Raw genomic sequence first — 13,996 nt, 5'->3', positions numbered from 1 at the left:
CTCATGCTAACGCGATTAAGCACACAAAAATAGAGCTACCTTGCGCAACAAAAAGCCCCTTTTGTATTTATCCCGGGAACAAGAACTCACTCGCGGGTGAGAACGATTTTGCCAAACGCACCGCGATCCAGATGCTCAAGCGCCTGTTCCAGTTCGTCAAAACGATAGCGATGTTCAATCACCGGTTTTAACTCCGTGACATCAACAGCACGGACAAAATCTTCCAGCGCCCGGCGGTGTCCAACCCCAATTCCCTGAATGACGGGGGATTTCAGCAGCAGCTCGCCAGCAGGCAGGGAAATGTCCGTTCCGGCCAGCACGCCAATAACGGAGATACGCCCGTGAACGGCTACCGCGCGAAGGGAATGTCTCAGGTTCTCCCCACCCACGGTTTCGATAATATGGTCGATGCCGCGATCCTGCGTCAGTGCCAGCGTATTTTCAGCCCAGTCGCCTTTCAGTCGGTTGATGCCCTGGCTGGCTCCCAGCTTTTTGGCTAGAGCCAGTTTTTCATCACTCCCCGACGTAACAATAACTTCTGCGCCGTGCGCTTTTGCTATCTGCAAAGCGAATAGCGCCACACCGCCCGTGCCTTGTACCAGCACCGATTGCCCGGCGCGTAAATGACCGCGCTCCACCAGCGCGAACCATGCGGTAAGCCCCGCGCAAGGAAGCGTGCTGGCCTCAGCGTCATCCAGGCTTTCCGGGGACGCCACCAGCGCGTTTTCACTCACAATCACATATTCGGCCAGCATGCCCTGGAAGTATCCACCGGACGTTTTATAGGGCAAATCGCGCGCGTCTGCCTGCGGCTTGCCGTCGATCCATTCCGGGAAGAAGGTTGAGATGACGCGTGCGCCGGGTTTGAAACGCGTAACGCCTTCGCCAATGCTGTCCACCACGCCTGCCATGTCAGATGCTGGGGTAAACGGGAAGGAAAGCGGAATCGGCATCGTGCCTTCAATCACCATTTTATCCCGGTAGTTGAGCGCAACGGCATTAACCCTTACGCGAACCTCCCCCGGGCCTGGCTGTGACACAGGCACCTGAACAAGCTGAAGGCTCTCGCGCCCAAGGGCGTTCATTGACCAGCGCTGCATTGTTTCTGTCATTTTTTCTCTCCTGCCATCAAATAAGCTTTAGGACTGACAGTCTACCGTTGACGTTTGGTCGCCAGTGGCGATAAGTTTTCCCATAATTGATGACGCAGTGGATACAATTCATGACCGATACGCTGAAGGATATACCTGTATTTGTGGCCGCCGTTGAGGCGGGAAGTTTTGCGCAGGCCGCCGTCCGTCTGCATTTGTCGCGCTCGGCGGTAGGAAAAAGCATTGCTCGTCTTGAAGAGCGGCTGGGCGTACGTCTTTTCCAGCGTACCACCCGCAGCCAGAGGCTGACCGACAACGGCGCTCTGTTTTATGAACGCTGCCTTCGCGCGCTGGAGGAGATTCGGGGCGCGGAGTCGCTGCTTGAAACAGGGAAGCAGCAGGTCAGCGGCCGCCTGCGCGTCGCCATGCCGGTTCTGTTTGGTCGCCAGTGCGTCGCGCCACTGCTGATAGAACTGACGCAGGAACATCCTGGGCTTGAGCTTGAAATGTCATTCAGCGACCGCGTGGTGGATCTGGTAGAGGAAGGCTTTGATATGGCGGTACGTAACGGCACGCTGCAGGACAGCAGCCTGCTGGTCGCCAGAAGGCTGGGCGAGCATCGCATGGTGCTGTGTGCCGCCCCGGATTACCTGATGAAGAACGGCCAGCCAGAAAACGTTGCTGATTTACCCCACCACACTGCCATTAACTATCTGCGATCAGGCAGAGTGCTGCCCTGGCAGCTAATGGATAGCGAAGGGAGATCGCACACCTTTACTCCCCGCTCATCGCTCAATATGGATGATTTACAGGCAATCTGCGACGCTGCGCTGGCCGGACACGGCCTTGCGTGGTTGCCCTGCTGGATGGCCCGCAGAGAAATACATCAGGGAAAACTCATCCCGCTTTTAAAGCAGGCACCGGACGTGCGCTTCGACGTTCATGCAGTCTGGCAGCAGACGCCGCATCTGCCGCTGAGGGTTAGAATTGCTGTCGATACGCTTGCCAGCCGTTTACCGTCAGTGATGTCGCTGGACTTTCCTGCAAGCCGCGTCGAAGGTGCAAGTTAACGTTCTGATTCAAAAAGGCAAACTTGCCTGCCAGGCGAAACCCTGCTGATAACAGTGAAGTACACATCCCGATGACGTTCTGACGTCCATAGCTCCCCGACGGGGGCCTTTCTGGCAAAGGCGTAGCCACGCGAAACAAGATATTGTTTTAGTGCAGCGGCATCAGATACCCCGCTAAAGCACACGCCAGCGGTCTCTGGCTGTCCATTTGCAGCAGAGTGGCTGAAGGTATAATCCGGTGACAGGCGTGGTGCCTGCTTAATCGATTCTGGGGTGTAAAGATGATAGCGAACCCTATCTGATTCACGATATGTCATCTCAGGCTCATATGCCAAAAAGAGGTATGCTAACGTGACAATCCCGATGGCCAACCCTGAAAATATGGCTAACTTTTTCATGCTCAACGTCGTCCTGAGTGGGTAAAGAAGGAATGATATGTGCCGTTATCGTTAAGAATACGAACAATGTCTGAGCTGAAGTTATCAAACGGCGTTACCCACCTCATAAAGCGGGGAAGCGGGCCTTTATAGGGTTCATGCCGGATATTAAGGTCATCAGGGTCGGGAAAAATCAATGGAAGAAAACCCCGGTTCTTGAAATTACCGATCGGTCCGTAATGATCCCAGCGGCGTAGTGCGCTTTCACGACTGACAGGCCGCAACTGAGCCCGGTAATCCGAAGGAATCAGCGCCCTGTAAAAACCGAGCAGATCCGACACCAGGTCTTCTCCGCTGAACCCGCTATCGGTGTACCAACTGAAAAAAGCGCGGGACTGGTAATTTTCAAAATTTCTCGCGGTATCCATCATCATAGCCAGGGCAATGCTGTTAATTTCTGACATCGAGCGCCCACGTTTTATTTCCCAGCGAACAAACTTACCCGTTCCGGCCAGTCCTTTCCCGATATTCATTCTCTGATTGTATGCAATCGTGTAATAAGGTCTGCCACTGGCTTCGCCGCTGCTGAAATCAGCCAGAAGCAGGGAAATATCTTCGCCCCTGGCATGCCCCAGGTCGATCCAACCGAGGACCTCACTGTAGACGAGGCCGCTGCGGGTCGTTACCTGCCATTCATCGGCCCCGATAATATCGCTCCTGCTGCTCATACGGTTTATTCCTTTTTCCGTACCGATTTCAACTTTAACAGACCACCATACTCTTTATCGGGGTATATACTCCTGGGCGAGGATCACATCAATGAGATCGACTTCGTTTTATTGATATTCAAATATAAGTAAAAAAAAGAGAGTGACATCATGTCACTCTCTTTTTTGTTATTAGCCGACTGCATTCTTTATGAGACATCATTTGGAATGAGCCCCACAAAAACAACCGTTAAATATCGATATTCGCCGCTTTCAGGGCGTTCTCTTCGATGAAGGCGCGACGTGGTTCAACCGCGTCACCCATCAGGGTAGTGAACAGCTGATCCGCTGCGATTGCGTCTTTAACGGTGACGCGCAGCATGCGACGGCTTTCCGGATCCATGGTGGTTTCCCACAGCTGGTCCGGGTTCATTTCGCCCAGGCCTTTATAACGCTGAATAGAGAGGCCACGACGGGACTCTTTCACCAGCCACTCCAGCGCCTGTTCGAAGCTGGCTACCGGCTGACGACGCTCGCCACGTTCGATAAACGCGTCGTCTTCGATCAGACCACGCAGCTTCTCGCCGAGGGTGCAGATACGGCGGTATTCCGGACCGGTAACAAACTCGTGCTCCAGCGGGTAGTCGGTATCGACGCCGTGGGTACGCACGCGAACAATCGGCTCGAACTGCTGCTCAGCGTTCTGCTGAACGTCAAACTTCCACTGGCTGCCGTGCTGCTCTTTCTCGTTCAGCTCGCTCACCAGGGTGTTCACCCAGCGGGTGACGGTCTGCTCGTTGCTCAGATCGGCTTCGGTCAGGGTCGGCTGATAAATCAGCTCTTTCAGCAGCGCTTTCGGATAGCGACGCTCCATACGGCCAATCATTTTCTGCGTGGCGTTGAACTCGGAGACCAGACGCTCCAGCGGTTCACCGGCCAGCGCTGGCGCGCTGGAGTTTGCGTGCAGGGTCGCACCATCAAGGGCGATCGCGATTTGGTACTGATCCATCGCCTCGTCATCTTTAATGTACTGTTCCTGCTTGCCTTTCTTCACTTTATACAGCGGCGGCTGGGCAATGTAGACGTGGCCGCGCTCAACGATTTCCGGCATCTGACGATAGAAGAAGGTCAACAGCAGCGTACGAATGTGCGAGCCGTCGACGTCCGCATCGGTCATGATGATGATGCTGTGATAGCGCAGTTTGTCCGGGTTGTACTCGTCGCGACCGATGCCGCAGCCGAGCGCGGTGATGAGCGTCGCCACTTCCTGAGAAGAGAGCATCTTGTCGAAGCGCGCTTTCTCAACGTTAAGGATTTTACCCTTCAGCGGCAGAATCGCCTGGTTCTTGCGGTTACGGCCCTGCTTTGCAGAACCGCCCGCGGAGTCCCCTTCCACAAGGTACAGTTCAGAAAGCGCCGGATCGCGTTCCTGGCAGTCAGCCAGTTTGCCCGGCAGGCCTGCCAGGTCCAGCGCGCCTTTACGGCGGGTCATTTCACGGGCTTTACGCGCCGCTTCACGGGCACGCGCCGCATCGATAATTTTACCCACCACGATTTTCGCGTCGGACGGGTTTTCCAGCAGGTATTCGCTCAGCAGTTCGTTCATCTGCTGTTCAACCGCCGATTTCACCTCAGAAGAGACCAGCTTGTCTTTGGTCTGTGAGGAGAATTTCGGATCCGGCACCTTCACGGAGACCACGGCAATCAGGCCTTCACGGGCATCGTCACCGGTGGCGCTGACTTTCGCTTTTTTGCTGTAGCCTTCTTTGTCCATGTAGGCGTTCAGGGTACGGGTCATCGCCGCGCGGAAGCCCGCAAGGTGCGTACCGCCGTCGCGCTGTGGAATGTTGTTGGTAAAGCAGTAGATGTTTTCCTGGAAACCATCGTTCCACTGCAGTGCCACTTCCACGCCGATACCGTCTTTTTCAGTAGAGAAGTAGAAGATATTCGGGTGAATTGGCGTTTTGTTCTTGTTCAGATACTCAACGAACGCCTTGATACCGCCTTCGTAGTGGAAGTGGTCTTCTTTGTTGTCGCGTTTGTCGCGCAGTCGAATCGACACGCCGGAGTTCAGGAACGACAGTTCACGCAGGCGTTTCGCCAGGATCTCGTACTCGAATTCGGTGACGTTGGTGAAGGTTTCAAGGCTCGGCCAGAAACGCACCATGGTACCGGTTTTGTCGGTATCACCGGTAACGGCCAGCGGTGCCTGCGGCACACCATGGGTGTAAATCTGGCGGTGAATTTTGCCTTCGCGCTGGATAACCAGCTCCAGCTTCTGCGACAGGGCGTTTACTACGGATACGCCTACGCCGTGCAGACCGCCGGAAACTTTATAGGAGTTATCATCGAACTTACCGCCTGCGTGCAGAACGGTCATGATAACTTCCGCAGCAGATACGCCCTCTTCCGGGTGAATACCGGTTGGGATGCCACGACCGTCATCGGTAACGGACACGGAGTTGTCCGCATGGATCGTGACCACGATGTCTTTACAGTGACCCGCGAGCGCTTCGTCGATAGCGTTATCTACCACCTCGAATACCATGTGGTGCAGACCGGTGCCGTCATCCGTGTCGCCGATATACATACCCGGGCGCTTACGCACCGCATCCAGTCCTTTCAGGACTTTGATACTGGAGGAGTCATAAGAATTCGACATCAACGTTTCTCGCTCATTTCAACTTGGGTTAATCCGTTATTTTACCCTTTTCCACGGTAAACATCTTCGAATTTTCGTCCGACATGTCCATAACGTGTTCAGCGCTAATGGCGCTGACGAAAACCTGCGACTGCGTGGCTTTTAAGCGGCTGGCAAGTAGCCCGCGCCGCGCGTCGTCAAGTTCCGAGGCAAAATCATCTATCAGGTACAGGCAGCGTCGCCCACTTTCGCGGGTGAGGAATTCCCCCTGCGCCAGGCGCAGCGCGCACATCAGGAGCTTCAACTGCCCGCGCGACAGCGTGTCTTCCACCGGCGCACCGTCGGCACGAATGCGGAAATCCGCCTTGTGCGGGCCGTGCGCGGTGTAGGTCAACATGCGATCGCGCTCGAAGCTTCTCTCTAACACCTCGGCATAATCCGTCTCTTTTTCCCAGCCACGCTGGAAAGAGAAGGTGAGAGAGAACTCGGGTAAAAACTGTTTGCAGGTATCGGCCATGTCTTCGGCGATACCTGCGCTGTATTCGGCACGCCAGCGGCTGATTTGTTCCGCAAGAGGAATTAATTCCATGTCCCACGGACGCAGCTGGGCGTAGCGCGTGACCTGGCGCAATGCGGCGTTACGCTGTTTAAGCAGACGCTTCAGATTGCTCCAGGCGTTAAAGAAACCGGCTTCATTGTGAAAGCATCCCCAGTCGAGGAACGCTCTTCTGTATTTGGGGCCGCCGTTGAGTAAAGTAAACCCCTCCGGCGTAATCAGCTGCATCGGCATCAGCAGTGCCAGCTCCGCCACCTTGTGGCCGTCGGTGCCGTCGATGCGCACCTTGCTGTCGCCCTGCTTGTCTTTGGTCAGGCCGATGGCGGTTTCCCGCTCGGCGCCCTGCAAGCGCCCATGCAGCACAAACGCATCCTGCTCGTGGCGAATTACGCGACCAATCTGCAAACTGCGAAACGCCCGGCCATGACCGAGCGTATAGATGGCTTCCAGCACGCTGGTTTTGCCGCTGCCGTTCGCGCCAACCAGGAAATTAAAGCCAGGGGATAAAGCGAGATCCGCGCTCTCGATGTTGCGAAAGTCGCGGATCAACAGACGGGTGAGCGACATTACAGTCTCATTGGCATGACAACATAAGCAGCCGACTGTGATGCGGCATCTTCAATCTGTACGCTCGAAACGGAGTCAGTCAGCAGGATGCGAACGTTCTCGCATTTCAGTGCATTCAGCACATCCAGCACATAGCTGACGTTGAAGCCGATTTCCATCTCAGCCCCGGCGTAGGTGACGTCCAGAATCTCTTCTGCCTCTTCCTGCTCCGGGTTGTTGGCGGTGATTTTGATCTGGTTTTCACTCACGTACAGACGTACGCCGCGGAATTTCTCGTTGGAGAGAATAGCGGCGCGCGCGAACGCCTGCTTGAGGATGTCGCAACCCGCCTCCAGCGTTTTGTCCGGGTTCTTCGGCAATACGCGGCGATAATCCGGGAAACGTCCGTCTACCAGCTTCGATGTGAAGACAAAATCGCCCACGTGGGCACGAATATTGTTGCTACCGATCTGCACGCGCAGCGGGGTGTCGCCGCCGTCGAGCATACGCATCAGTTCAATTACGCCTTTACGCGGTACGATCACCGAATGGTTTGGCAGTGAATCGCCAATCGGCATGGAACAGACCGCCAGACGGTGACCGTCTGTAGCCACGGTACGCAGCTCTTCACCTTCGGTTTCGAACAGCATGCCGTTTAAGTAGTAACGAACGTCCTGATGCGCCATGGAGAACTGCGTGGCTTCAATCAGACGCTTCATCGTCGCCTGCGGCAGGGTAAATTCAACTTCGCTCTGCCAGTCATCCAGGTTCGGGAAGTCCGCAGCGGGCAGCGTGGAGAGGGAGAAACGGCTGCGGCCAGAGCGCACCAGCATGCGGTCGCCCTCCAGTTGCACGGCGATTTCAGCGCCTTCCGGCAGCCCACGGCAAATATCAAAGAATTTACGTGCCGGAACCGTGGTCGCGCCCGCGTCGTGCGGCTGAGTCAGCGTAACGCGCGCGATCATTTCCATTTCCAGATCTGTGCCGGTCAGCGACAGCGTACCGTCAGCGACCTGAAGCAGCAGGTTTCCAAGAATAGGCAGCGTAGGGCGGCCGCCTAATGGGCCACTCACCTGTTGCAGCGGTTTTAATAAATGTTCACGTTCAACGGTAAATTTCATAGCGTCACGATGATAATGTTCTGATTAAATTGGAAAAATCTTCTTTTATGTCGTGGCTTTCTTCGCGTAACTGCTCAATCTTGCGACAGGCGTGCAGCACGGTCGTATGGTCACGGCCACCAAACGCATCACCGATTTCCGGCAGGCTGTGGTTGGTGAGCTCTTTTGCCAGCGCCATCGCCATCTGACGCGGACGCGCCACCGAGCGGGAACGACGTTTAGACAGTAAATCTGCCACTTTGATCTTGTAGTACTCAGCCACCGTCTTCTGAATATTGTCGATGGTGACCAGTTTTTCCTGCAATGCCAACAAATCGCGCAGCGCTTCACGCACAAAATCGATGGTGATCGCACGACCGGTAAAATTGGCGTTGGCGATAACGCGGTTCAGTGCCCCTTCCAGCTCACGAACGTTGGAACGCAGGCGCTTGGCAATAAAGAACGCCACTTCACCCGGCAGGCGAATGTCGTTCTCGTCGGCTTTTTTCATCAGGATCGCGACGCGGGTTTCCAGCTCCGGCGGCTCGATCGCCACGGTCAGGCCCCAGCCGAAGCGGGATTTGAGACGATCTTCAACGCCGTTGATCTCTTTTGGATAACGATCCGAGGTCAAAATGATCTGCTGATTGCCTTCCAGCAGGGCGTTAAAGGTGTGGAAAAACTCTTCCTGCGATCGTTCTTTATTGGCAAAGAACTGGATGTCATCGATCAGCAGCGCATCAACGGAACGGTAGTAGCGTTTAAACTCTTCGATCGCATTGTTTTGCAGGGCTTTTACCATGTCCTGAACGAAGCGTTCGGAGTGCATATACACTACTTTGGCATTGGGCTTACGCGCCATAATGCCGTTGCCCACCGCATGCAGCAGGTGCGTTTTACCGAGACCCGTGCCGCCATAAAGGAACAGCGGGTTGTAAGCACCACCGGGATTATCGGCAACCTGGCGGGCCGCCGCGCGCGCCAGCTGGTTCGACTTACCTTCGACGAAGTTATCGAACGTGTGTTTCACGTTAACATTTGAGCGGTAGGTAGGCTCAGCGGGGGCCGGAACGTTATCCCAGCCCTGACGAGCCGGTGCAACGCGAGGCGCTGGAGCGGGCGCCGCCTGTGCAGGGGCTGCCACATTGACAACTTCACGAACGGTTTGGGTGACCGGCTTTGTGCCCACTTCAAAACGCAGCTGTGGGGCATCTGACCCGCAGAAATCGTTCAGCAGTCCATTGATGTTATTAAGGTATTTATCCCTTACCCAATCGAGCACGAAACGGTTTGGCGCGTACAAAGCCAGCGTGTTATCGCTCAGTTCCGCCTGCAATGGGCGGATCCACATACTGAATTCTGTGGCTGGTAACTCATCCTGCAATCGGGCAAGACACTGCTGCCAAAGCGAAAGTGACACGGCGGACTCCACTCGAACAATAAAAGAAAACTATTGAATATTCATGATTGTTGGCGCACATCGACATGACCCCATCAGGGTGATGTGCGAACCGCTATCTGCGGTTATACACGCTATCGTTGATAGAGCCTGAACGATGTTGTGTTTATGCCCGGCCAGGATCGCTGGATCCCGATCAGGACCGCGGATCATAGCCTAAACTGAGCCAGAGATCTTCTGTTTCTCACAGATTCTTCCCGATTTATCCACAGGAAGATCCGGAATCGGGTAAGTGTAAACGATCCTGACGCGAGTGCCTCGCGATTTAGGCCGCATATTGGAAAATTTAATGAGCACAGACAATTTTGGGCTTAAATGATCTAACGAAGATCCAGGAGGATCCTTGCGCTTTGTTGGCGAGCCCGTATAATCCTCGACCCGGCGCGTGATGCTCATCTTCCTGCGTCGTTCGTTGCTCATTTTCCACGCGAAATCGTGCGGAAATACGCAGGGATTTAAGGAAAGAGAATTGACTCCGGAGTGTACAATTATTACAATCCGGCCTCTTTAATCACCCACGCTGAGGCGTTAGTCGTTCGAATCTCGTTCGGGTATACGCAAAAGTCAGTGAATTTATTCAAGTTTAGGTAGAAATCGCCATGAAACGCACTTTTCAACCGTCTGTACTGAAGCGCAACCGTTCTCACGGCTTCCGTGCTCGTATGGCTACTAAAAATGGTCGTCAGGTTCTGGCACGTCGTCGTGCTAAAGGCCGCGCTCGTCTGACCGTTTCCAAGTAATAAAGCTAACCCCTGAGTGGTTAAGCTCGCATTTCCCAGGGAGTTACGTTTGTTAACTCCCACTCATTTCACTTTCGTCTTCCAGCAGCCACTACGGGCTGGCACGCCGCAAATCACCATCCTCGGCCGCCAAAATTCGCTGGGGCATCCCCGCATCGGTCTCACAGTCGCCAAGAAAAACGTTAAGCGTGCGCATGAACGCAACCGGATTAAACGTCTGACGCGTGAAAGCTTCCGTTTACGTCAGCACGAACTGCCTTCAATGGATTTCGTGGTGGTGGCTAAAAAAGGGGTTGCCGACCTCGATAACCGTGCTCTCTCGGAAGCGTTGGAAAAATTATGGCGCCGCCACTGTCGCCTGGCTCGCGGGTCCTGATAGCCCTCATTCGGGTCTATCAACGCCTGATTAGTCCGCTACTCGGGCCACATTGCCGTTTCACGCCAACATGCTCAAGCTACGGAATTGAGGCATTGCGCAGGTTTGGAGTGATAAAAGGCAGTTGGTTGACGGTGAAACGCGTATTAAAATGCCACCCTTTACACCCAGGTGGAGACGACCCCGTCCCTCCAGGACCTTTTGATACCAGAGAACACTAACGATGGATTCGCAACGCAATCTTCTTATCATCGCTTTGTTGTTCGTGTCTTTCATGATCTGGCAGGCATGGGAGCAGGATAAAAATCCTCAACCCCAGCAGCAGACCACGCAGACCACGACCACCGCAGCGGGTAGCGCCGCCGACCAGGGCGTACCGGCCAGTGGCCAGGGGAAACAGATTACGGTTAAGACCGATGTGCTTGAGCTGACTATCAACACCCGTGGTGGTGATGTTGAGCAGGCGCTGCTGTTGACCTACCCGAAAGAGCTGAAGTCTACCGAACCGTTCCAGTTACTGGAAACCACGCCTGAGTTTATCTACCAGGCACAGAGCGGCCTGACCGGTCGTGATGGCCCGGATAACCCGGCGAACGGTGCGCGTCCACTGTATAACGTCGAGAATGACACCTTTGTGCTGGCTGATGGTCAGAACGAACTGGTTATTCCGATGACCTACACCGACGCGGCAGGCAACACCTTCACCAAAACCTTCACCCTGAAACGCGGTGAATATGCGGTGAACGTGGGCTACAGCGTACAGAACACCGGTGCGAAACCGCTGGAAATCTCTACCTTTGGTCAGCTGAAGCAGTCCATCAATCTGCCGTCTCACCGTGACACCGGAAGCAGCAACTTTGCGCTGCATACCTTCCGTGGCGCGGCTTACTCCACGCCAGATACCAAGTACGAGAAATACAAATTCGACACCATTGCCGATAACGAAAACCTGAACGTCAGCTCTAAAGGCGGTTGGGTCGCAATGCTGCAACAGTATTTCGCGACGGCGTGGGTACCGAATAACGACGGTACGAACAACTTCTACACCGCGAACCTCGGCAACGGTATTGCAGCCATCGGCTACAAATCTCAGCCGGTTCTGGTGCAGCCGGGTCAAACCGGTAAGCTGGCAAGCACCCTGTGGGTCGGCCCGGAAATCCAGGACAAAATGGCTGCCGTTGCGCCGCACCTGGATCTGACCGTTGATTACGGTTGGTTGTGGTTCATCTCTCAGCCGCTGTTTAAGCTGCTGAAGTTCATCCACAGCTTCCTGGGTAACTGGGGCTTCTCCATCATCGTTATCACCTTTATCGTTCGTGGCATCATGTACCCGCTGACTAAAGCGCAGTACACCTCCATGGCGAAGATGCGTATGCTACAGCCGAAGATTCAGGCTATGCGTGAGCGTCTGGGCGATGACAAACAGCGTCAGAGCCAGGAGATGATGGCCCTGTATAAAGCAGAAAAAGTGAACCCACTGGGTGGTTGCTTCCCGCTGCTGATTCAGATGCCAATCTTCCTTGCGCTGTACTACATGCTGATGGGTTCCGTTGAGCTGCGCCACGCGCCGTTCGCCCTGTGGATCCATGACCTGTCCGCACAGGACCCGTACTACATCCTGCCGATCCTGATGGGCGTGACGATGTTCTTCATCCAGAAGATGTCTCCGACCACCGTGACTGACCCGATGCAGCAGAAGATCATGACCTTTATGCCGGTCATCTTCACCGTGTTCTTCCTGTGGTTCCCGTCAGGTCTGGTGCTGTACTATATCGTCAGCAACCTGGTGACCATCATCCAGCAGCAGCTGATTTACCGTGGTCTGGAAAAACGTGGCCTGCATAGCCGCGAAAAGAAAAAGTCCTGATTCGGTAACTTAACGCTAAAATAAGGGCGGTCGATTGACCGCCTTTTTTATTTGTATTGAACGAGAGCAACCATGAGCCATAACGACACTATCGTCGCCCAGGCAACCCCACCGGGACGCGGTGGTGTAGGCATTCTGCGCATCTCCGGCCTGAAGGCGCGTGAGGTGGCCGAAGCGGTGCTGGGTAAACTGCCAAAGCCGCGCTACGCTGATTATCTGCCATTTAAAGATGCCGACGGCACCTCGCTGGACCAGGGCATTGCGCTGTGGTTCCCCGGCCCAAACTCTTTTACTGGCGAAGACGTGCTGGAGCTTCAGGGTCACGGCGGCCCGGTGATCCTCGACCTGCTGTTAAAACGTATTCTGACCCTGCCTGGCCTGCGCATTGCGAAGCCGGGTGAGTTCTCCGAGCGTGCCTTCCTGAACGATAAGCTCGACCTGGCTCAGGCCGAAGCGATTGCCGACCTGATCGACGCCAGTTCCGAACAGGCAGCCCGCTCCGCGCTGAACTCGTTGCAGGGGGCATTTTCCGCACGCGTGAATCACCTTGTGGAAGCACTTACTCACCTGCGAATCTATGTTGAAGCGGCTATCGACTTCCCGGACGAGGAGATTGACTTCCTTTCTGACGGCAAAATCGAAGCCCAGCTCAACCAGGTGATGAACGATCTGGATGCCGTTCGCGCCGAAGCGCGCCAGGGCAGCCTGCTGCGTGAGGGCATGAAGGTGGTGATTGCTGGTCGCCCCAACGCCGGGAAATCAAGCCTGCTGAACGCCCTGGCGGGCCGTGAAGCGGCGATCGTGACCGACATAGCCGGCACTACCCGCGACGTCCTGCGCGAGCATATCCATATCGACGGCATGCCGCTGCACATCATCGACACCGCTGGCCTTCGCGATGCGAGCGATGAAGTCGAGCGTATCGGTATCGAACGCGCCTGGCAGGAGATCGAGCAGGCCGACCGCGTGCTGTTTATGGTGGACGGAACCACAACCGACGCCGTTGACCCGGCAGAAATCTGGCCAGACTTTATCGCCCGTCTCCCGGCCAAACTGCCGATCACCGTGGTGCGCAATAAGGCCGACGTTACCGGCGAAACGCTCGGTATCAGCGATGTGAATGGTCACTCACTGATCCGCCTGTCGGCGCGGACCGGTGAAGGCGTGGACGACCTGCGTAACCATCTCAAGCAGAGCATGGGCTTTGATACCAGCATGGAAGGCGGCTTCCTGGCGCGTCGCCGTCACCTGCAGGCGCTGGAAGAGGCGGCACGCCATCTTGACCAGGGCAAAGCGCAGCTGATCGGCGCGTGGGCGGGTGAACTGCTGGCGGAAGAGCTGCGTCTGGCACAGCAGAATCTGAGCGAGATCACCGGGGAGTTTACGTCGGACGATCTGCTGGGACGGATTTTCTCGAGCTTCTGTATTGGTAAGTAATTCCCGATAGAACATGGTGATTTCCTCCA

13 protein-coding genes are annotated in these 13,996 nt (G+C 55.2%); 6 read left to right on the top strand and 7 right to left on the bottom strand.

Annotation, left to right across the window (positions count from 1 at the left end; all coding sequences use genetic code 11):
* Positions 1–86 precede the first annotated feature (86 nt).
* Positions 87–1,112, bottom strand: coding sequence for an NAD(P)-dependent alcohol dehydrogenase (locus tag IM282_RS14585; RefSeq protein ID WP_045620988.1), 1,026 nt, complete (start codon positions 1,110–1,112; stop codon positions 87–89).
* A 110-nt stretch (positions 1,113–1,222) separates the two neighbouring features.
* Here IM282_RS14585 and IM282_RS14580 point away from each other — a divergent pair, with 110 nt between their 5' ends.
* Complete coding sequence (locus IM282_RS14580) at positions 1,223–2,161, top strand: LysR family transcriptional regulator (protein WP_192970514.1); 939 nt, start codon at positions 1,223–1,225, stop codon at positions 2,159–2,161.
* Here IM282_RS14580 and IM282_RS14575 read toward each other — a convergent pair.
* From IM282_RS14575 to dnaA, 6 genes are all read right to left on the bottom strand, one after another.
* Positions 2,158–2,559, bottom strand: a complete 402-nt coding sequence (locus IM282_RS14575) for a hypothetical protein (protein WP_046621904.1) — start codon at positions 2,557–2,559, stop codon at positions 2,158–2,160. The two genes, IM282_RS14580 and IM282_RS14575, sit on opposite strands and share 4 nt — an antisense overlap.
* 2 nt (positions 2,560–2,561) lie before the next feature.
* Positions 2,562–3,266: a hypothetical protein gene (locus IM282_RS14570; protein ID WP_022646529.1), complete on the bottom strand. Its 705-nt coding sequence runs from the start codon at positions 3,264–3,266 to the stop codon at positions 2,562–2,564.
* Between the two features lie 229 nt (positions 3,267–3,495).
* Complete coding sequence (gyrB, locus tag IM282_RS14565; RefSeq protein WP_023305131.1) at positions 3,496–5,907, bottom strand: DNA topoisomerase (ATP-hydrolyzing) subunit B; 2,412 nt, start codon at positions 5,905–5,907, stop codon at positions 3,496–3,498.
* A gap of 28 nt (positions 5,908–5,935) precedes the next feature.
* Positions 5,936–7,009, bottom strand: coding sequence for a DNA replication/repair protein RecF (gene recF / locus IM282_RS14560; protein ID WP_022646527.1), 1,074 nt, complete (start codon positions 7,007–7,009; stop codon positions 5,936–5,938).
* The gene (gene dnaN / locus IM282_RS14555) at positions 7,009–8,109 is read right to left on the bottom strand and encodes a DNA polymerase III subunit beta (RefSeq protein ID WP_003861122.1); all 1,101 of its coding nucleotides are present in this window, start codon (positions 8,107–8,109) and stop codon (positions 7,009–7,011) included. Before dnaN ends, recF begins: the two co-directional genes overlap by 1 nt.
* 4 nt (positions 8,110–8,113) lie before the next feature.
* Positions 8,114–9,508 (bottom strand): chromosomal replication initiator protein DnaA, encoded by a 1,395-nt coding sequence (dnaA, locus tag IM282_RS14550; protein ID WP_003861124.1) that lies wholly within the window; start codon positions 9,506–9,508, stop codon positions 8,114–8,116.
* A 638-nt stretch (positions 9,509–10,146) separates the two neighbouring features.
* Between dnaA and rpmH the strand changes: the two genes are divergently transcribed.
* From rpmH to mnmE, 5 genes are all read left to right on the top strand, one after another.
* Positions 10,147–10,287, top strand: coding sequence for a 50S ribosomal protein L34 (rpmH, locus tag IM282_RS14545; protein WP_000831330.1), 141 nt, complete (start codon positions 10,147–10,149; stop codon positions 10,285–10,287).
* Positions 10,288–10,303: 16 nt separating this feature from the next.
* Complete coding sequence (gene rnpA / locus IM282_RS14540) at positions 10,304–10,663, top strand: ribonuclease P protein component (protein WP_006808764.1); 360 nt, start codon at positions 10,304–10,306, stop codon at positions 10,661–10,663.
* Entirely contained in the window at positions 10,627–10,884 is a 258-nt protein-coding gene (gene yidD, locus IM282_RS14535) for a membrane protein insertion efficiency factor YidD (RefSeq protein ID WP_001307474.1), read from the top strand. The genes rnpA and yidD overlap by 37 nt, the downstream gene beginning before the upstream one ends.
* Before the next feature lie 2 nt (positions 10,885–10,886).
* Positions 10,887–12,530 carry a membrane protein insertase YidC gene (gene yidC, locus IM282_RS14530; RefSeq protein ID WP_023298949.1) on the top strand — a complete coding sequence of 548 codons (1,644 nt, stop codon included), beginning with the start codon at positions 10,887–10,889 and terminating at the stop codon, positions 12,528–12,530.
* A gap of 72 nt (positions 12,531–12,602) precedes the next feature.
* Positions 12,603–13,967, top strand: coding sequence for a tRNA uridine-5-carboxymethylaminomethyl(34) synthesis GTPase MnmE (gene mnmE / locus IM282_RS14525; RefSeq protein WP_058677089.1), 1,365 nt, complete (start codon positions 12,603–12,605; stop codon positions 13,965–13,967).
* The last annotated feature ends 29 nt before the right edge of the window (positions 13,968–13,996 follow it).

Source organism: Enterobacter cloacae complex sp. P29RS, from assembly GCF_014893445.1.
GTDB classification, from domain to species: domain Bacteria; phylum Pseudomonadota; class Gammaproteobacteria; order Enterobacterales; family Enterobacteriaceae; genus Enterobacter; species Enterobacter intestinihominis.
The sequence above is the reverse complement of the archived record's forward strand: the minus strand, read 5'-3'. Positions and strand labels throughout refer to the sequence as shown.